15 protein-coding genes are annotated in these 17,818 nt (G+C 72.8%); 2 read left to right on the forward strand and 13 right to left on the reverse strand.

From position 1 onward, the window contains the following. Positions 1-320, reverse strand: a 320-nt coding sequence (locus ACTHJJ_RS09620; protein WP_440302722.1) for an alpha/beta fold hydrolase, incomplete at its 3' end; no start/stop codon positions are given. An 83-nt stretch (positions 321-403) separates the two neighbouring features. Here ACTHJJ_RS09620 and ACTHJJ_RS09625 point away from each other — a divergent pair. Both ACTHJJ_RS09625 and ACTHJJ_RS09630 read left to right on the forward strand, forming a co-directional pair. Then, positions 404-931, forward strand: coding sequence for a TetR-like C-terminal domain-containing protein (locus ACTHJJ_RS09625; RefSeq protein WP_440302723.1), 528 nt, complete (start codon positions 404-406; stop codon positions 929-931). Positions 932-940: 9 nt separating this feature from the next. After that, positions 941-3,988: a glycine--tRNA ligase gene (locus ACTHJJ_RS09630; protein WP_440302724.1), complete on the forward strand. Its 3,048-nt coding sequence runs from the start codon at positions 941-943 to the stop codon at positions 3,986-3,988. Between the two features lie 56 nt (positions 3,989-4,044). Here ACTHJJ_RS09630 and ACTHJJ_RS09635 read toward each other — a convergent pair whose 3' ends face one another. The 12 genes from ACTHJJ_RS09635 to ACTHJJ_RS09690 form a co-directional block, all read right to left on the reverse strand. Further along, positions 4,045-4,608, reverse strand: coding sequence for an AAA family ATPase (locus ACTHJJ_RS09635; protein ID WP_440302725.1), 564 nt, complete (start codon positions 4,606-4,608; stop codon positions 4,045-4,047). Between the two features lie 9 nt (positions 4,609-4,617). Continuing rightward, a complete protein-coding gene (locus ACTHJJ_RS09640) occupies positions 4,618-5,484 on the reverse strand; it encodes a biotin-dependent carboxyltransferase family protein (RefSeq protein ID WP_440302726.1) in 867 nt (288 codons plus the stop codon). Then, positions 5,484-6,116 carry a 5-oxoprolinase subunit B family protein gene (locus ACTHJJ_RS09645; protein WP_440302751.1) on the reverse strand — a complete coding sequence of 211 codons (633 nt, stop codon included), beginning with the start codon at positions 6,114-6,116 and terminating at the stop codon, positions 5,484-5,486. The genes ACTHJJ_RS09640 and ACTHJJ_RS09645 overlap by 1 nt, the downstream gene beginning before the upstream one ends. Positions 6,117-6,156: 40 nt before the next feature. After that, positions 6,157-6,954 (reverse strand): LamB/YcsF family protein, encoded by a 798-nt coding sequence (locus ACTHJJ_RS09650; RefSeq protein ID WP_440302727.1) that lies wholly within the window; start codon positions 6,952-6,954, stop codon positions 6,157-6,159. Between the two features lie 4 nt (positions 6,955-6,958). Continuing rightward, on the reverse strand, positions 6,959-7,837 hold the full coding sequence (locus tag ACTHJJ_RS09655; RefSeq protein WP_440302728.1) for an FHA domain-containing protein: 879 nt from the start codon (positions 7,835-7,837) through the stop codon (positions 6,959-6,961). After that, positions 7,834-9,123 (reverse strand): VWA domain-containing protein, encoded by a 1,290-nt coding sequence (locus ACTHJJ_RS09660; protein WP_440302729.1) that lies wholly within the window; start codon positions 9,121-9,123, stop codon positions 7,834-7,836. Before ACTHJJ_RS09660 ends, ACTHJJ_RS09655 begins: the two co-directional genes overlap by 4 nt. Beyond that, the gene (locus ACTHJJ_RS09665) at positions 9,116-10,306 is read right to left on the reverse strand and encodes a protein phosphatase 2C domain-containing protein (protein ID WP_440302730.1); all 1,191 of its coding nucleotides are present in this window, start codon (positions 10,304-10,306) and stop codon (positions 9,116-9,118) included. The genes ACTHJJ_RS09660 and ACTHJJ_RS09665 overlap by 8 nt, the downstream gene beginning before the upstream one ends. 61 nt (positions 10,307-10,367) lie before the next feature. Next, complete coding sequence (locus ACTHJJ_RS09670) at positions 10,368-12,791, reverse strand: tetratricopeptide repeat protein (protein WP_440302731.1); 2,424 nt, start codon at positions 12,789-12,791, stop codon at positions 10,368-10,370. Further along, positions 12,788-13,984 (reverse strand): hypothetical protein, encoded by a 1,197-nt coding sequence (locus ACTHJJ_RS09675; RefSeq protein WP_440302732.1) that lies wholly within the window; start codon positions 13,982-13,984, stop codon positions 12,788-12,790. Before ACTHJJ_RS09675 ends, ACTHJJ_RS09670 begins: the two co-directional genes overlap by 4 nt. Continuing rightward, positions 13,984-14,958 (reverse strand): glutamate ABC transporter substrate-binding protein, encoded by a 975-nt coding sequence (locus ACTHJJ_RS09680; protein WP_440302733.1) that lies wholly within the window; start codon positions 14,956-14,958, stop codon positions 13,984-13,986. Before ACTHJJ_RS09680 ends, ACTHJJ_RS09675 begins: the two co-directional genes overlap by 1 nt. Continuing rightward, complete coding sequence (locus tag ACTHJJ_RS09685; RefSeq protein ID WP_440302734.1) at positions 14,955-16,235, reverse strand: hypothetical protein; 1,281 nt, start codon at positions 16,233-16,235, stop codon at positions 14,955-14,957. The genes ACTHJJ_RS09680 and ACTHJJ_RS09685 overlap by 4 nt, the downstream gene beginning before the upstream one ends. Continuing rightward, positions 16,232-17,803 carry an AAA family ATPase gene (locus tag ACTHJJ_RS09690; protein WP_440302735.1) on the reverse strand — a complete coding sequence of 524 codons (1,572 nt, stop codon included), beginning with the start codon at positions 17,801-17,803 and terminating at the stop codon, positions 16,232-16,234. Before ACTHJJ_RS09690 ends, ACTHJJ_RS09685 begins: the two co-directional genes overlap by 4 nt. Between the last annotated feature and the right edge of the window lie 15 nt (positions 17,804-17,818).

A 17,818-nucleotide genomic window follows, 5' to 3' on the forward strand; every position in this document is an offset into this window, starting at 1 on the left:
TTTGTCGGTGTGTCGGGGTCGGAGAGGGCGACCGACGCCAGCGCAGGGAACCAGACCGGGCGCCGGGCGCCGGGCTGCGGCCTGTTCCGTCGGCTCGCCAACAGCCTCCCCCAGGTGTTGCCGACCCAGTCGACCGGATCCCGGACCCCGAGCTCGGTCAGCACCGTGGCTGCCGCGGCGGCGCACTCTTCGGTGCTGTAGCCGCGGTCGGGGTCGCCGCTGGCGCAGTGGCCCTGGCCGTGTCCGGGCCCCGTCACGGTGATGACCTGCCGGGTCCCGGCCAGGAGGGGGGCGAGCCGGTCCCAGGACCGGTCGTCCACGAAGAGGCTGTGCCAGAGGGCGGTCGGAGTTCCCTCGCCGGTGACCCGGACGCCGGTGGCCCGAGGGGCTCAGCCTCCGTCGCGTGGCACAGCGGCTCGGGGTCAGCCACCAGGCGCCATACGTGCACTTCGGGTCTCGACGACGGTTCCTCGCCGCCGTTGCCGGGACGGGCCTCCAAGAGGCCGCCGACGAGGCAGCCGCCATGGTGGACGCGGCGGGCGACGACCCCGTCGCACGGCTCACGGCGCTTGCTCGCGCCTACCTGTCCTTCATCCGCGCCCGCCCGCACGTCCACGACCTCGCCTACGGGCCCTCGGTCGCGCAGAGCGATCACCCGGTGCTGCAACAGGCGGCGATCCGCTACTGGTCACTGCTGCAGGAGTGTGTCGGCGGCTGCCAGCCGCCTGGGGTCGACGAGGCAGAGGTGCTGCGGCGGGCGGCCGCGGCGTGGGGGGCCGTCTACGGCATCGCCCGGCTCGGGACGTTCCAGCAGATCCCCGACTCGGTGCCGGCGGACGCCGACGCGCTCGTCATCGCGACGCTCGATGTGCTCATTGCCGGCTGGCGGACGCAGCGGTCGACGGGAGGAGGCACCTCCACCCGCCGGTAGCCTTGTGCGGTGCCCACCCAGCTCTCGTTCCAAGACGCCCTGCTGACCCTCCAGAAGTTCTGGACCGACCGGGGCTGCATGGTCGTGCAGCCCTACAACACCGAGGTCGGCGCGGGCACCATGAACCCGGCGACCATCCTTCGGGTGCTGGGACCCGAGCCGTGGCGCGTCGCCTACGTCGAGCCGAGCGTGCGGCCCGATGACAGCCGCTACGGCGAGAACCCCAACCGGCTCCAGACCCACACCCAGTTCCAGGTCATCCTCAAGCCCGACCCGGGCAACCCGCAGGAGCTCTACCTCGAGTCGCTCGAGGCCCTTGGCATCGACCTGACCGCGCACGACGTCCGGTTCGTCGAGGACAACTGGGCGCAGCCGGCGATCGGCGCCTGGGGCCTCGGCTGGGAGGTCTGGCTCGACGGCATGGAGATCACGCAGTTCACCTACTTCCAGCAGGTTGGCGGCCAGAACCTCGACCCGGTCGCGGTCGAGCTGACCTACGGCATGGAGCGGATCATGATGGCGCTCCAGGGCAAGACCCACTTCAAGGACATGGAGTACGCGCCCGGCGTCAGCTACGGCGAGGTCTTCGCGCAGAGTGAGTACGAGATGTCGCGCTACTACCTCGACGACGCGGACGTCCCGACCAACCGCCAGCTGTTCGAGCACTACACCGCCGAGGCGCAGCGGATGATCGACGCCCGCCTGCCCGTGCCGGCGCACACCTTCGTCCTCAAGAGCTCGCACGCCTTCAACGTGCTCGACGCGCGCGGCGCGATCTCGACGACCGAGCGGGCCAAGGCCTTCGGGACAATGCGCCGGCTCGCCCGGGAGGTGTCGCGGCTCTGGGTCGAGCGCCGCGAGGAGCTCGGCTTCCCGTTGCTGTCGAGCGAGCTGCCGCCCATGGAGGGGCGCGCCGTGATGCCACCCTCGCGCGGGGCCGTCGAGGAGTATGCCGCTGCGCCGGCCGGCCTCGAGGGTGCGGCGCCGCGCCTGCTCGCGGTCGAGGTCGGCGTCGAGGAGCTGCCCCCGCACGTCGTCGGGCAGGCGATCGAGCAGGTGCGCACCGGTCTCGTCGAGGGGCTCGGCGCGAGCCGGCTCGAGCACGGCGAGATCACGGTGCTCGGCACGCCACGGCGCGTCCTCGCCCTCGTGCCCGACGTGGCCGCGCACGAGCCGGACGCCGAGATCATGCGCAAGGGCCCGAAGGTCGCTGCCGCGTTCGACGCCGACGGCAACCCGACGAAGGCCGCCGAGGGTTTCGCCCGAGGCCAGAAGGTCGACGTCTCGCAGCTCGTCCGAGCCGAGTTCGACGGGGCCGAGCACGTCGCGGTCGCGGTGCACCAGGCCGGCCGGGGCGTCCGCGAGGTCGTCGGCGCCGTCGTCGCCGACGTGATCTCCAGCCTGCGGGCCGACAAGAACATGCGGTGGGGTGACCCCGGGCTCGCCTACAGCCGGCCCATCCGCTGGGTCGTCGCCCTCTGGGGCGACACAGTCGTGCCGGTGCAGGTCTCCGAGCTCGGCTCGGGCCGGACGACCTACGTCGACCGGCGCGCCGCCGGCCCGCTCGTCGAGGTCGAGAACGCCTCCGTCCTCGTGCCGAAGCTCGAGGAACGCGGCATCATCCTCGACCCCGTGGCCCGGCGTGAGTCCGTCGTCGCGCAGGCGCAGGAGCTGGCCGTGCAGGCCGGTGGGAGCGTCGATGTCGAGGCCGAGGGTGACCTCGTCGACGAGATCACGAACCTCGTGGAGGCGCCGCACGGCATCCTCGGCTCGTTCGAGGAGCGCTACCTCGAGCTGCCGGAGCAGATCCTCACAACGGTGATGCGCAAGCACCAGCGCTATCTCCCGGTCCGTTCCGGCCAGGGGCGGCTCATGCCGTACTTCGTCACCATGGCCAACGGGGACTGCGACGACGACCTGGTCCGGACCGGCAACGAGAACGTCCTGCGGGCCCGCTACGAGGACGCCGCCTTCTTCTACGACGCCGACCTCAAGGTGCCGCTCGAGGACCTGCGGGCCGGCATCGCCAAGCTGACCTTCGAGGACCGCGTCGGCTCGATGTCGGACCGCGCCGACCGGATCCGCGACGTCGCCGCGGCGCTCGCCGGGCTCGTCGGGCTCGAGGCGTCGGAGGACGGCACGCTCGCACGGGCAGGTCAGCTGGCGAAGTTCGACCTCGCCTCCCAGATGGTCGTCGAGCTGTCGAGCCTCGCCGGCTTCATGGCTCGCGAGTACGCCCTCAAGGCGGGCGAGACCCCCGACGTCGCGACCGCGCTCTACGAGATGGAGCTGCCGCGCTCTGCCGGCGACACGCTGCCGACGACCCGGCCCGGGGCGCTCCTTGCCCTGGCCGACCGCTTTGACCTGCTCATGGCCATGTTCGCCCTCGGCGCCAAGCCGACGGGCTCCTCAGACCCGTTCGCACTGCGGCGTGCAGCCCTTGGCGTCATCGCGATCCTCCGCTCGCAGCCGACGCTCGCCGGCCTCACCGTCACGCAGGGGCTGCGCGCTGCGGCCGACCGGCTCCGCCAGCAGGGCCTGGACGTCTCGGACGAATCGGTCGAGACCGCAACCGAGTTCGTGACCGGGCGCTTCGCGCAGCAGCTCCGCGAGGAGGGGGTCCCCACCGCCCTCGCGTCTGCCGTCCAGCCCCTTGCCGACGCACCGGGCAAGGCCGAGGCCGCCCTGCACGACATCGAGTCGGTCCGCGGCCGGGATGGTTTCGCGCGGTTGGTCGAAGCCACCCAGCGCATCACCCGCCTTGTCCCGCAAGGGAGCTCAGCGGAATACGACCCGAAGGTGCTGCGGGAGGACGCGGAAGAGGCGCTCCACGAGAAGGTCGCCACGCTGCCCGACTTGTCCGCGTCGGCGCTGCCGGAGTGGGCAGACGCTGCGGGGGCGATCGTGCCGGAGCTGGAGCGGTTCTTCGACGAGGTGCTCGTCATGGCCGAGGAGCCCGAGCTGCGGGCCGCGCGGCTCGGGCTGCTCCAGACGATCGTCGACCGGGCTCCGCGCGGGATCGACTGGCGTGCACTGCATTCCGCCCTCTCCGACTGACCGGGAGCGCAGCACTTCTCACCTCGAGGAGTGCTGCGCCTCGATGGGGCGGTGGGTCAGATGCGGGCCTCGGGGAGGCGGCACACGATCGCGTCGACGGTCTCGTCGGGCGTCTGGATCGAGCTGTCGAGCCACAGGCCGATCCGGGGCGTCTCCGACTTGACCTTCTCGTCGAAGGCGCGGATCGACCAGTTGTCCTTGTAGCCGGTCTTGACCCGCTCGGCCTCGCGCCGCATGACGGTGTCGACGTCCGGCGCGAGCATGACCAGGCTGAGCGGCCGGGCCGTCACCTGCCCGAGGAACGGCTCGAGCGTCGCGCCGACGAAGAGGTCCTGGACGACCACGGTGAACCCTGCGGCCGCATAGAGGTTCGCCGAGCGGGCCGCGATGGCGTGCCGCAGGGCGAGCTGCCGCTCCGCCTCTGGGTCGCCCTGGGGTGAGAGGTCCGCACGACCGCGCACCACCATCCGGCGGAACTCGTCGCCCCGCAGGTGGACGCTCCGTGAGAACCGCTCGGCGAGCAGCTGGGACACGGTCGACTTGCCGGCCGCCATCACCCCGGTCACGACGATCACCTGGGGCACGTCGAGATCGGCAGGCAGGGGGCGCGGCTCGGTCACACGCTCACCCTAAGGGGCCTGCCAGATGAGCCGGACCGGCTGTCCAGGCCGCAGCTGCGCCGCGCGGTCGACGTCCGCCGACCGGACGACGCCGATGACGGGGTAGCCACCGGTCACGGGATGGTCGTTGAGCAGGAGGACGGGCTGCCCGCCCGGGGGCACCTGGATCGCGCCGCGCACCATCCCCTCGCTCGACAGCTCGACGTCGACATAGTCGGTATGCCGCTCGATCGCCTTGCCCTCCAACCGGATCCCCTTGCGGTCGCTGAGCTCCGAGACGACCCAGACCGTCTCCCCGAGGGCCTCGGGGCGAGCGAACCAGCCCCGGCGGGGGCCGGGGAGGACAGCGAGTACGACGGTGTCGGCGCCGGGACAGGGAACGGGCGCCACGTCGACGGTAGGGAAGGCCACCACGGCGTCGCCCACCGGCAGCCGGTCGCCCGGCCTGACCGGAGGCGGACCGAGCCCGGCCATCGTGTCGGTCGAACATGAGCCGAGCACGGGCCGGACGGCCAGCCCGCCTCGGACGGACAGGTAGGTGCGCAGCCCGGTGGGCGGCATACCGAGGGACAGCTCCTGAGCGTCACCCAGGGTGAAGGGGGATGCGTGCGGGGCGGGGGCGCCGTCGATCGTGGCCGGCGCGGGCGCCCCGGTCAGGCACAGCATGACCGGGCCGTGCGCACGGACCCGCAGGCCCCCGAGCGTGACCTCGAGCGCGGCCCGCCCCGGGCGGTTGCCGAGCAGCCGCTCCCCGAGCCGGTACGAGGACTGGTCGGCCGCCCCGGCGCGGCCCACGCCGACGGCGAGGTGCCCGGGTCGCCCGGCGTCCTCGACCAGGGTGAGCGGCCCTGTCGCGAGCACCTCGAGGAAGGCCATCAGCGAGCGTCCTCGTCGAGGAACCGGACGACGGTGCCCGGCGAGAGCAGGGCCGGCGGCTCGCGTTCCGGGTCCCACAACGGCGCGTCGGTCGTGCCGATGAGCTGCCAGCCGCCGGGGGACTCGCGCGGGTAGACGCCGCTGAACTCGCCCGCGAGGCCGACGGCACCGCCGGGCACGCGGGGACGAGGCTCGGCCCGGCGGGGCACCGCCAGCCGCGGGTCACCACCGACGAGGTAGGCGAAGCCGGGGGAGAAGCCGCAGAAGGCGACCTGCCACGGGGTGCCGGTATGGGCGTTCACGACCTCGGCCGGAGTCAGCCCCGTGAGCTCGGCGACCTCGGCGAGGTCCGGCCCGTCATAGCGGACCCGGATCTCGACGCTCCGATCCTGCCCAGCGAGCGTGTGATCCGCTCCGGCGGCGGACGGTGACGTGGCGGTGACCGAGGCACCCAGGTCGGCCAGGTCCGTCCCCGGCCGGGCGACGATTAGGACGGTCCGAGCGGCCGGGACGACGTCGTCGACCGAGGCCCAGATGCCCTCGCCCCGTTCCACCAGGGATCTGAGGCGGCGCTCGAGGGCGAGCACGTGCGCGAGGTCGTCCGTCTCGACGAGGAGCGCGGCGTCGCCCATCGGCAGGATCCGGATGCCGGAGCCGGCCGGCCCGGACACCTCAGCCACGTCCCGCGAACGCCTCTACCCGCACGCCGGCCCCGGTGAGGGCCACGCGGACGGCCCGGGCGATGGCGACGGCTCCCGGCGAATCGCCATGTGTGCAGATCGACTCCGCGTGCACCTCGACATCGGTCCCATCGACCGCGGTGACCCGTCCCTCGGTCACCAGGCGCACCATCCGAGTCGCCACGATCTCCGGGTCGTGCAGCAGAGCGCCGGGCTCGCGCCGGGAGACCAGCGTTCCCTCCGGCGTGTAGCCCCGGTCCGCGAACGCCTCGGCGACCGTGCGGAGGCCGTTCTGCCGCGCCACCCGCAGCAGCGCGGAACCGGGCAGGCCGAGCACGGGCAGGGTCACGTCATACGCGACGACGGCGGCGACGACGGCGCGAGCCTGCTCCTCGTGGTGGACGACGGCGTTGTAGAGCGCGCCGTGCGGCTTGACGTAGGCGACCCCAGTCCCGGCGACCCTGCACATCGCCTCGAGCGCGCCGAGCTGGTAGAGCACGTCCGCGGTGAGCTCGTCCGGTGCCATGTCGATGAAGCGCCGCCCGAACCCGGGCAGGTCCCGATAGCCGACCTGGGCGCCGATGACGACCCCTCGCTCCGCCGCCTGGGCGCAGGTGCGCTGGAGGGTCAGCGGGTCGCCGGCATGGAACCCACAGGCGATGTTGGCGCTCGAGACGATGTCGAGCATCGCCGCGTCGTCGCCGAGCCGCCAGGTCCCGAAGGACTCGCCGAGGTCGGCGTTGAGGTCGATCGACGCGGGCGGCGCGGCCGGCTCGCTGGCGGGTCCCATCACATCACCCGAAGGTCTCGATCTCCTCCGGGGTCGCCTTGCGGACGACGACCCGGGTCCACGCGCCGACGTACAGCCGGTCGTCGTCGTCGAGCTCGCGCTTCGCCCTGGCCGCAATCGGCTGGTCCGGCAGCGGCCCGGACGCGGGGCCGACGAAGGTGCCGTTCGACGAGTCCAGGTCCTCGACGAACCACCGCGACCCGTCCGTCGTCAGCTGGGCGTGGCGCCGGCTCACGCCGGGGTCGGTCGACAGGTCGATCTCGGGGTGCGTGTTGCGGCTCGACGAGACGCGCCCGAGCAGCAGGCTCTTGTGCCGCAGCGGGATGATCGTCGGCAGCCCCGGCGACGGGCACGCGGTGTCAGCCTCCTCCTGCGTCGCGTACCAGTCCGGGTCGACCCAGACCTCCGCGACCCACTCGAACCGCTGGCCCTGCTCCTCCTCGCCCCCCTCCGTGAGGGCCGTCGACGCAGCCTCCGCCGCGGTCGTCCGGGGCATGGCCCCGGTCGTGAAGTCGTAGCCGCACGCCTCGCAGAAGAGCGCGCCCTCCGGGTTCTCGGTGTGGCAGTTCGGGCACTCGACCGCGCTCGGGGCAGCCGTGGGGGGCGGCTCGGCGCCGGTTGGGGCATCGAGGTCGAGCGACGACTGCCCACCGGGTATGCCGTCCACCTCGCTCCCGCTCGGGCCCTCGCCCTCCGCGGGTTCTGCTGTCGGCGCCGGCGCACCGCCGGACGGGGTGGCACCGGAAGGCGCGGCGCCGGAGGGGGTGGCTCCCGAGGCCGCGCGGCCTCCCGGCGTCACCGCGGACGCCTCGATCGGGGAGCCACAGATGTCGCAGTAGTCCTCGGCCTCCGAGGTGTGGCCGTTGGGGCAGACGGCGCTCATCGGCGCACCCGCGTCGTCTTGGTGGAGGCGGTGTCCAGGGACATCTCGTCGATCTTCGAGGCGGTCTTCTTGAGCCGCACGGTGCCGGTGTCGGGGTCGTCGATCTCGACGACCTTCCGGAGCCGGGTGGTCATGTCGTCGTTGCCGGTCTGGTCGGCCAGTTGCACGGCGCGGCCGAGCTTCGCGGTGGCCACGTCGTCCTGGCCGGCGGCCTTGGCCGCGAGACCTTCCTGGATCGCCGCGGCGAGCTCGGCCTGGCCCGTGTAGGCGGCGACGGCCGGGTCGATGCGCGTCGTGAGCGAGTCGTCGCTGGACCACTTCGCCTTGACGAGGCCCTGCGCGAGCACGTTGTCCCCGACGGTGATCTGCACCCGGGCCGCGAGCTGCTCCTGGCCGATCGTCCGGGCCGGGAGGCGGACCGCCACGTGGTAGTCACGGGACTCGTCCGTCCAGGCCCCCGTCGGGTAGGCGCTGGTGAGCGGGTTGATCGGCGTGCGCCGAGCCGTCAGGTCCTCGAGCGTCGGTGACACCTGCTTGACGAAGAGCAGCTCCGCGCCCTGCGGCACCCACACCCGCAGCTCTGCGGACGCGATGCCGCGCGCCATCGACGCGCGCATCATCGACTCGAACTCCGCCGCCATCTGCTCGGGGGCAGGGATGATGTCGACCGTGCCGAGCAGCGCCGAGGCGATGCTGCGGACCTCCTCGACCCGCCACTGGTCACCGACACCGCGGCAGTCGCACTGGAAGACCCCGACGCACGACTGGACCGCCGCATGCAGCGATGCGGCCGTCTCGCCCTCGTTCACGCCGTCGGTGAGCAGGATCGCGTGGCGCTTCGTCACGTGGGGGACCGTCTCGAAGATCCGCCGCGCAAGGGTGAGCCACGTCCCCATGGCGGTGCCCCCACTCGCCCGGAGCATCTCGACGGCACGGATCGCCTCGCCCCTGGTCTGCGGGGACATGACGGCGAGCGCGCTCTGCCGTGACGTGGGGTAGACGATCTGGGCCGTGCCGTTGCCGGACACAACGGCGAAGAGCGTGCAGTCCGTGATCTCCCTGAGCGCCGCGGTGGCGGCCACCCCGGCGGCCTGGACGCCACGTCGGCCCATCGAGCCGGACGTGTCGATGAGGATGACCTCGGCGGCCGATCCGTCGCCCTGCGGTGCGGCCATTGCGGACCCCGTCGCCGCGCCGGTGCTCGTGATGCGCACGATGCCGTGCACGTCGGTGCCGCCGGCCGGCAGGAACTCGTTCTGGAACACCTCAGCGGTGAAGTCAGCCATGGACCGGGTCCCCTTCCTGTGGCGCCGCCGCGCCCGTCGATGCTGTCGATCCTTGCCCAGCGACTCGCGCGAGGGCAACCGTGATGTTGTCGCGGCCGCCCTGCCCGTTCGCGAAGTCGACGAGCGCCTGGGCGAGGCCCGCCGGGTCGTCGCCGGCGGAGGACCGGGTGGTGGTGAGCAGGTCGCGCAGGCCCTCCGCCTCGGAGCAGTAGTTCCAGAGGCCGTCGGAGCAGACGAGTAGCCATCCCGGGGTCCGGACCTGCATGGTGGTGAGGTGCGGGGTGAGGTCCTCGGGGGCGTCAGAGCCGAGCCAGCGGGTGATGGAGTGCGCCTGCGGGCCGTTCTCGGCCTCCTCGCGGGGGACGCCAGCGCGGATCCGCTCCGCTGCGAAGGAGTCGTCCGCGCCGAGCTGCTCAGCCGGCTCGGCCGGGTCGTCCGGCAGCCAGTAGGCGCGGCTGTCGCCGACGTTGCCCGCGATGATCCAGTCGTCCTCGACGACCGCCAACGCGATGGTGCAGGACGGCGGGTTGGGCACCTGCTCGGTGACCGCGGCCTTGACCGCCTCGTTCGCGGCAAGGACCGCGGCAGTCACTGCCCGGCCGGCGCCGGCGGCCCACGCGTCGGGCGTCCCGACTCCGCGGGGGAGCGGCTGGGCGAGGTGGTCCCGCGCCTCCTCCGCCGCGGCGAGCGAGGCGATGTGGGAGTCCGTGGCCATGGAGACGCCGTCGCACACGACGAGCGCGGCGCGTCGTCCCAGCGACTCGTCGGCGAAGAGCGCCATCGCGTCCTCGTTGCGACTGTGCCGCAGACCGATGTCACAGACCCCGGCGAGCCAGGCGGTGGGCGCGTCCTTGAAGTGGTCACGGGGGTTCGGCGGGGGCGTGCCGCAGTGGTCGCAGTAGCCGTCGACGATGTGCCCCTGCCCGCACGCCTCGCACAGGTCCTGCGGCGGCTCGACGGCGCCGCTCGGGACGACGCCGGTCCACCCCGTGTCGAGGGGTGACTCCTCCCCGGCTGGGGCGGTCTGGGGCGTCGCCGAGGCAACGTGGGTCTCGTGGGCAGGCACTCCCGTCGCCTGGCCGGTGTGGTCGGCGCCGCACGCTTCGCAGAAGCTCGCGCCGGCGTCGTGCGGGGCCCCGCACACCGGGCAGGTGAGGGTGCCGGCCATCGTTGGCTGACTCATTCGTTCCTTCCCAACCATCGAGTCCTCGTCGAGTGCCCACCCAGCGACGGGGCGTGCGGGGTCACCAGATGCTCCAGGGGCGGATCGTGTTGGCCTCGTCGACGAGCCGCACCCGCTCCCCGAGCTCGGGGGTGTGGGACGCCAGCTCACGCAGTGACTCCTCGAGACCAAGCCGCAGCTGCGGCACCGTCGCCCGCCGCGTGCCGATGAGGGTCTGGGGCGAGCTGCCGCCCTTGGACACCCGGGCGAGCGCCTCGCGGTAGATCTGCGTCGCCACCTCGGCCCGGTGCCGCGGGGTCATCGACGTGCCCTCCATCGTCTTCATCGCCTCGGCCAGGTCACCGAGGGTGCGGTTCGCGCGGGTCAGCAGCTCGGCGAGCCCGGCCCGCGCGGCCGGGTAGGCGCTCGACTCGGCCGGGACGAGCCGGTAGCCGGCGACCGCCCCGTCGACGTCGCCGCGGGCGGCCCGGATCCGGGCGAGCCCGAAGGCGGCCATCGAGACGTATGCGGCGTCGGTGCGCGCGCACGCGACATACAGGCCCTCGGCGACGCCGGCGTCGCCGGCCTTCTCACACGCGTGCGCCAGGGCGAGCTTCGGGGCGAGCTCACCGGGGACCTGCCCGTAGACGGCGTTGAACGCGGCCTGGGCCGACCGGAAGTCGCCCCGCTCGAGCGCCGAGAGGCCCTGGATCCACACCGCGCGCCACTCCCAGGGGTCGGCGGTCAGCAGCTGCTGGGCCGTGACGTCGGCGATGTCCCACTGGTTGGCCTCGAGGCCGGCACGGGCCCGGGCGAGGAGGACCTCGGTCGTCTCCGTCGGTGGGCTGTTGAGCCGCATCAGGCGCTCGGTCGGCGTGCCGCGAACCGTCTGGAGCCACCCCGTCAGGGGATCGTGCGGGTCGACCCGCAGCGCCGGCAGGTTGCGCCAGTCGTCGGCCTCCTCGCCGACCGTCGGCGACTCGAAGAGCAGCGACGAGACGCTCTCGGCCGCCGCGCCGGACCCCCGGTCGAGCGCGACGACCTCGCGCAGGACGCCCACCATCTGGGACCGCATCTCGTCTGCCGAGACGAATCGGTCCTCCCGGTTCGGCGCGCAGGCCTTCGCCACGAGTCGGTAGAACGAGTCGTACTTCTCGAAGACCGGGCTCGAGTCCTGCGGCGGCAGGGTGTTGAGGTAGGTCGACTGGTAGCCGCGGAACTCCATCGTCAGGACGACCAGCGTCCGGCCGATCGTGTAGATGTCGGAGGCGACCGACGTGCCGAGCTCGGCGACCTCGGGCGCCTGGTAGCCGACCGTGCCGAAGATCGCCGAGTCCTCGTCGTCGATGCGGCGCACGCCGCCGAGGTCGATGAGCTTGACCTCGTCACCGACCTGGATGATGTTGTCCGGCTTGAAGTCGCAGTAGACGAGCCCGAGGTCGTGCAGGTACTGGAACGCCGGCAGGATCTCGAGGATGAAGGCGAGGGCCTGGTCGACCGGCAGCGGGTTGTAGGTGCCGGTCTGCTGCATGCGCTGCTTGAGGAGCGACTTCAGCGACGTGCCACCGACGTACTCCATGACGATGTAGCCGTCGTCCTCGTGCGTCACGAAGTTGTAGATCTCGACGATGCTCGGGTGGGAGACCTGGGCGAGGAAGCGCTGCTCGGCGATCGCGGCCGCGAGCGCGTCCGGGTCGGCCGAGTTGAGCAGGCCCTTGAGCACGACCCAGCGGTCCGAGACGTTCTTGTCCTGCGCCAGGTAGATCCAGCCGAGGCCACCGTGGGCGAGGCACCCGGCGACGAGGTACTGGCCGGCGACGAGGTCGCCCGGGTGCAGCTTCGGGTCGAACGAGAACGGGTGGCGGCACTTGGGGCAGAACCCCGTCGTCCGGCCCGGCCGCCCGTCGCGACCACGACCGACCGGCTCCCCGCACTTCGGGCAGAACCGCTGGTTCTCCGGGACGGTCGGGTCGCTGAGGAGCGCCTTCTCGGCGTCGATCGGCGGCGCGGGGCGCACGGTCGTGATGCCGCCGCCGAGCCGGGCGCTGCGGAGGCGCTGCGAGCCGGTGAGCCGCCGCGTCGCGACGCTGCCGCTCTGCCGGGCTCGCTTCGAACCGAGGGCGGTCGAGGCGAGGTTGCTCGACCCGGTGCGGGTCGAGAGCTCGGGCCCTGTCCCGGCCGGCGTGCCGGCCTCGTCCGCCAGCTGCACCTGGCCGGCCTGGGTCGCGGGCGTGCCGCAGACGTCGCAGTAGCCGTCGTCGATGTGGCCGGGGCAGCCGGGCTGGTCGCATGGCGTGCCGTCGGGGACCGTGACCAGGCCGGAGGCGGATGGAGCGACGGCAGCCGGAGCGGCGGGGCGAGCCGCGGCGGTCGCGGTCGAGACGGCCCCCGCACCGGCGGGGACCGCCGCCGGGACAGCGGGGCTGCTCACGGCCGCCATCCCGCACACGTCGCAGTAGCCGTCGACGATCGTGCCCGTGCACCCGGGCTGCGTGCACCTGGTCATGGACGTGCCTTTCGAGGACGGGGCCGCGTGACGGCCTCGACATAGGACTGGAAGGCGGCGGCGAGCGCGCGCGCCCGCTCCAGCGTCACAGGGGCCGTGCCGAGCACGTCGTCGAGGCGGCCCCGCAGGCCGTCGAGGTCCTCCCGGGCCTCGGGCGACAGGCGCGCGGTCGCGGCCATCGCCGTGACGGCCCCCACGAGACCGACGATCTCGTCGCGCTCGGCGAGCCCAGCGGCATACGCCTCGTGGGCGAGGTCCAGCGCGCGACCGACGCGGTCCAGCTTCTCGCGGTATGCCGCGAGCTCGGCCGGCGCTTGCGGCACCGGTCCCAGCGCGCGCACGTTCGGGATGGCCAGGTGCGGCGCCGGGTCGATCGCGGCGACGCACGTGCGCTCCAGGGCCCGGATCGCCTCGGCGCGGGCGTCGAGCTCCTCGACGCGCTGCGCCTGGCGGGCGCGGTCCTTCCGGGCCTCGGCGCGCTCTGCCGCGGCGACGATGAGATCGCGCTCCAGGACGGCGGCGTCGATCTCGAGCGGGCCGATGATGCCACCGGTGTCCGCGCCCCGGCGCGCCCGTTCGGTGAGGTCGACGAGGCGATTGTCGAGCCGGGCCAGCGACTCCGCGGCCTCGTCGCGCTGCCCGCCGACGGGCACGAGCGGCAGCTGGTCGCGGATCCGCTCGAGGGTCTGGCGCAGCACGGTGATGCGCTGGCTCGCCTCGGCGACGCCCGGGGCGAGCGAGGCCCGGGCCTGGAGCGTGCGGGTCAGCGAGTCGAGCAGCCGACACGCCTCGGGCAGCGTCACGCCAAGCGTGCCGGTGCCGGGGACGGAGAGCGACTCCGCGGTCGTGCCACCGAGCCGGCCGTGGATCAGGGTCGAGAGACGTTCGGCCTCGGCGGGTCCGACGCGGCCGCCGTCGAAGACCGTCTCGAGCAGGACGTAACGGTCGTTGATGGCCTTCCAGAAGGTGAGCGCGACCGTGAGGTCGGTCGTGATCGCGGCCTGCTCCTCCGGGGCGAGACGCAGGACGGCCCCATCGACGGCATCGAGGTCGGCGCGCCGCTGGGCCACCCAGACCCGCAGCGCGTTGAGGTACGTCTGGGCCGCGGCCGGGTCGATGGGCACACCGAGGGCGCCCGGCGCGGGCGGCGCGAGGACGCCGCCGCCGAGCGGGGCCTGCATGGGAGTGGTCATCAGCGGCCGTACACCGCCTTCGGTGGGGCGGGTGCCTTGCCCAGGGCGCCCGCGAGCCACCGGTTGTAGATCGCGGTCCACCGGCCGTCCCTCTCCATGTCGGCGAGGACGCGGTTGACGTAGCGGACGAGGTAGACGTCGTCCTTGTTGAAGGCGAGGCCGTACGGCTCGTCGCTGATCGCCGGGGCTCGGGTGACCACGGCATACGGGTCCTGGGCGGCCAGCCCGGCGAGGACGATGTCGTCACCGGTGATCGCGTCGACCTTGCCCTGCTGGAAGAGGACGAGGCAGCCGGTGTGCGTGTCGGCGGGGACGGGGATGACGCCGGCGACCTTCTTCAGGTTGTCCAGGGTCGAGGTGTCCTTCGGGGCGCACACGCGCTGGCCCTTGAGGTCCTCGAGCGTCGTGGCCGGGTTGCCGCGGGCGACGAGCACCTTCTGCCCCGAGTGGTAGTACTCGATGGAGAAGGCGACCTGCTCCCATCGGGCACAGTTCATCGTCATGTTGCGGGCGACCATGTCGACCTCGCGCTGCTCGAGGAGCTTGATTCGGTCGCCGGCCGTGATGACGCGGAACTGCACCTTGTTCTCGTCGCCGAAGAGGCTCTTGGCGACGGCCCTCGCCATGTCGATGTCGAAGCCCTCGAGCCTGCCGGAGAGCGGGTCGCGGGCCCCGAAGAGGTAGGTGTCGGCGGACGTGCCGACGACGAGGTGGCCGCGGTCGAGGATCTTGCGCAGCGTCCCGTCGGTGATGGCCGAGGCGGTCGGGATGCTCGGCAGGGGGTCATAGGACTGGAGCGGGTTGCTGCAGCTGACCGGCGCGGCGGCGGCAGGAGGCTTGCTCGCGGACGTGGCCGGCTTGGTCGGCAGGGGCGTCTTGGCGTAGGTCACGCCGGAGCAGGCGGCGAGGCTCGCAAGGGCCGCCGTGGCGACGAGGGTCCGGACGGCCCGTCCCGCTCTGAGGGTCTTCGTCACCGGTACTCCTCGATGCGCTTGCCGATGCCTCGGATGATGAGCCAGCTGGCGATCAGGGAGAGCAGGCCGATCCCCACGGCGTAGGCCGGGGCGGCCCCACCGAGGCTGTCGATGCGCTCGATGGCGCCGTGGCTGGCCGCGTCGCGCTGGGCCGTGACGTCCTTGTCGAACTGGGCGAAGCGGGCCCCCGGGTCGCCGGGCTTGGTGGACGTCGCGAGGGCGACGGCACCCTCCCAGTTCCCGCCGTCGTCGAGCTTGCGGATCTGCTGATGGCCCTGGACATAGGCCTGCCACCCCTGCAGGAGGGAGTCCCCGTAGGGAGCGAGGGCCTGCTCGACAGCCGTCGAGTTCGCCTGCCACGCCTTCTCGTTGTCGGCGCCGGAGCCGCGCCGGATGAGCGTGAGGCTCTCGTTGGCGCGGGCGTCGTTGGCGGCCGTGCTGACCTGGGCCAGCTGCACCGTGTCCTGGTACTGGTTGGCCCGGACGTCCGCAGCGGTCGCGCCCACCGTGCCGATCGTCGAGAGGGCGACGACGAGGCCGAGGATGAGCAGCACGATCGCGATGGTGAGCGGAGCGTTGAGATAGCGGTGCGTCCGGCGCGCGAGCCAGACCGCGACGCCGATGAGCGCGATGACCGCGACCACGCCGACGAGCAGCAGGCCGGTCGAGTCGGCCCGGTCGAACTCCGCCTTGGCCCGGCCCTCGTTCGCCGTGACGATCGAGTTGATGATGGGCATCGCGTCGCTTCGCAGGCCGGCGCTCGCCTGGGTGAGGTAGGTCGCGCCGACCGGGAGCCCGAGCCGGTTGTTCGAGCGGGCCTGCTCGACCAGGGTCGCGTAGGTCTGGACCTTGACCGACAGGGCGGCCAGTGCGTCGCCGTCGGCCGGCTGCGCGGCGGCCGCCTCGGCGATCCCCTCGGCGACGGCGGTCATGGCCTGGTCGTAGGCGGCGCGCTGCTCGGACGGCTCGAGACCGCCGACGAGGAAGGCGTTCGTGGCGAGGGCGTCGGCGCGCAGGAGGTCGACCTGCAGGGTCTGGGCGCGCACGACCTGGGCGATGTTGGTCGCGGCGCGGTCGGCGGCGGCCCGGGACCCGATGAGCGCCTGGGCGCACACGGCACCGAGGAGCAGGGCGGCGAGGACGGCGAGGACCCCGAGGAGGCGCATCCGGCCGGGCGTGCCGTGGACGAGGGAGTGGAAGACGGTGCGCGCCTCGTTCGTCGTCTGCGGGATCGTCGGCAGCGAGCCTTGGATCGTGCGCGGCGCGCTGACGCTCATTCCTCATCCTCCTTCACCGGGGTCGGCTCCGACCCTGCCGTCTCTGATGGTTGCTCGCCATCAGGGGTTCCCCTGAACGTCTCCTGACCGTCCGCGGCCGGAGCGGCCTCCGGGTCAGGGTCGGGCGTGTCGGTGAAGTCGCCGGCCGTGAGCAGGCGCAGCTCGTCGACGGTCGGGTGCTCGGCATCCTTGAGGCGCCACGCGTGCCGGCCGACCGCCGCCTCGAACAGGTTGCGGGCGAAGCGCCCGTTGCCGAAGGCGGCCGTCCGTGGCGTCGCCTCGAAGATGTGCCGGACCGTGCGCTGCGCGTCCTCGGTCAGCTCGTAGTCGGCCGCCGTCGCGATCGAGGTGATGATCGCGAGCAGCTCGTCGTCGGTGTAGTCGTCGAACTCGATGGTCGTCGTGAACCGGCTCGCGAGGCCGGGGTTGCTCGCGATGAACTCGACCATGGGGTCGGGGTACCCGGCGACGATGAGGACGAGGTCCTCGCGGTGGTCCTCCATCTCCTTGACGAGGGTGTTGACGGCCTCCTGGGCGTACTGGTCGCCCGTCAGGCCGTAGGCCTCGTCGATGAAGAGCACGCCGCCGACGGCCTTGGCGCACACCTCGGCGGTCTTGATCGCCGTCTGCCCGACGTAGCCCGCGACGAGCTCGGACCGGTCGACCTCGACGAGCTGGCCCTGGGGCAGCAGCTCGAGGGCCTTGTAGATCGCCCCGATGAGCCGTGCGACCGTCGTCTTCCCGGTCCCCGGGTTGCCGACGAAGATGAGGTGCCGCGACAGCCGGGTCTGCTTGAGGCCGGCCTCGATCCGCATCTTCTCGACCGTGAGGAGGGCGACCTGCCGGTGCACCTCCTTCTTGACCCGGTCGAGACCGATCATCGCGTCGAGCTCGGTGAGCAGCTCCTCGACGGACTTCTCCGGCTCGGCGGGCTCGGCCTCCTCCACTGGCTCCCCTGCCGTCTCCGCCTTCTCCTCTGGTTTGAGGTATTCGGGCTGCCGACTTGCCTGTCGCGATACCTCATCCGGGGAGAGGGGGGAGGGCACGGGCGCGACGCCCTGACCGCCTCTGAGGTATTCGGACAGCTGTTGCTGCTGCCGCAGTACCTCATCCGCGGAGGAGCGCTGGAACGGCGGGGTGGGCGCGCGGCGGGCCCGCCCGACCGCCGAGAGGTATGCCGCTGAGGCGGCCGCCGCATTCGCCGTGACGGTGACGCTCGGCTCCCCGAGCGTGCAGGCCGCCGCAGCGACCTCGGTCAGGGCCTTGGCATACGCGGGAGCGCTCGGGCTGCTCGACTCGGCGAGCTCGGTCAGCAGGGCCGTCGGGTAGGCCCGCCAGCGCCGGCCCCGGACCGCGGCGTCGAAGAAGGCGGAGTTGATCTCGCGCAGCTCCGTGGTGCCCGGCCGCGCGGCCTCGATCCACTCGCGCGGCGCACCCGGCACGGACTCGGCGAGCGCGGCGGCGACCCGCAGGCCCTCGTCCCGGGCGGCCGCCGGGTCCACGCCCGCCTGCCGGGCCACCTCGGCCAGCTCGCGAAGGCTCCGCTCCAGTGCGGATGGGGACGTCATCCCGCTGTCACCTCA

The organism is Intrasporangium sp. (assembly GCF_051961875.1).
In the GTDB taxonomy this organism is placed as follows: Bacteria; Actinomycetota; Actinomycetes; order Actinomycetales; family Dermatophilaceae; genus Intrasporangium_A.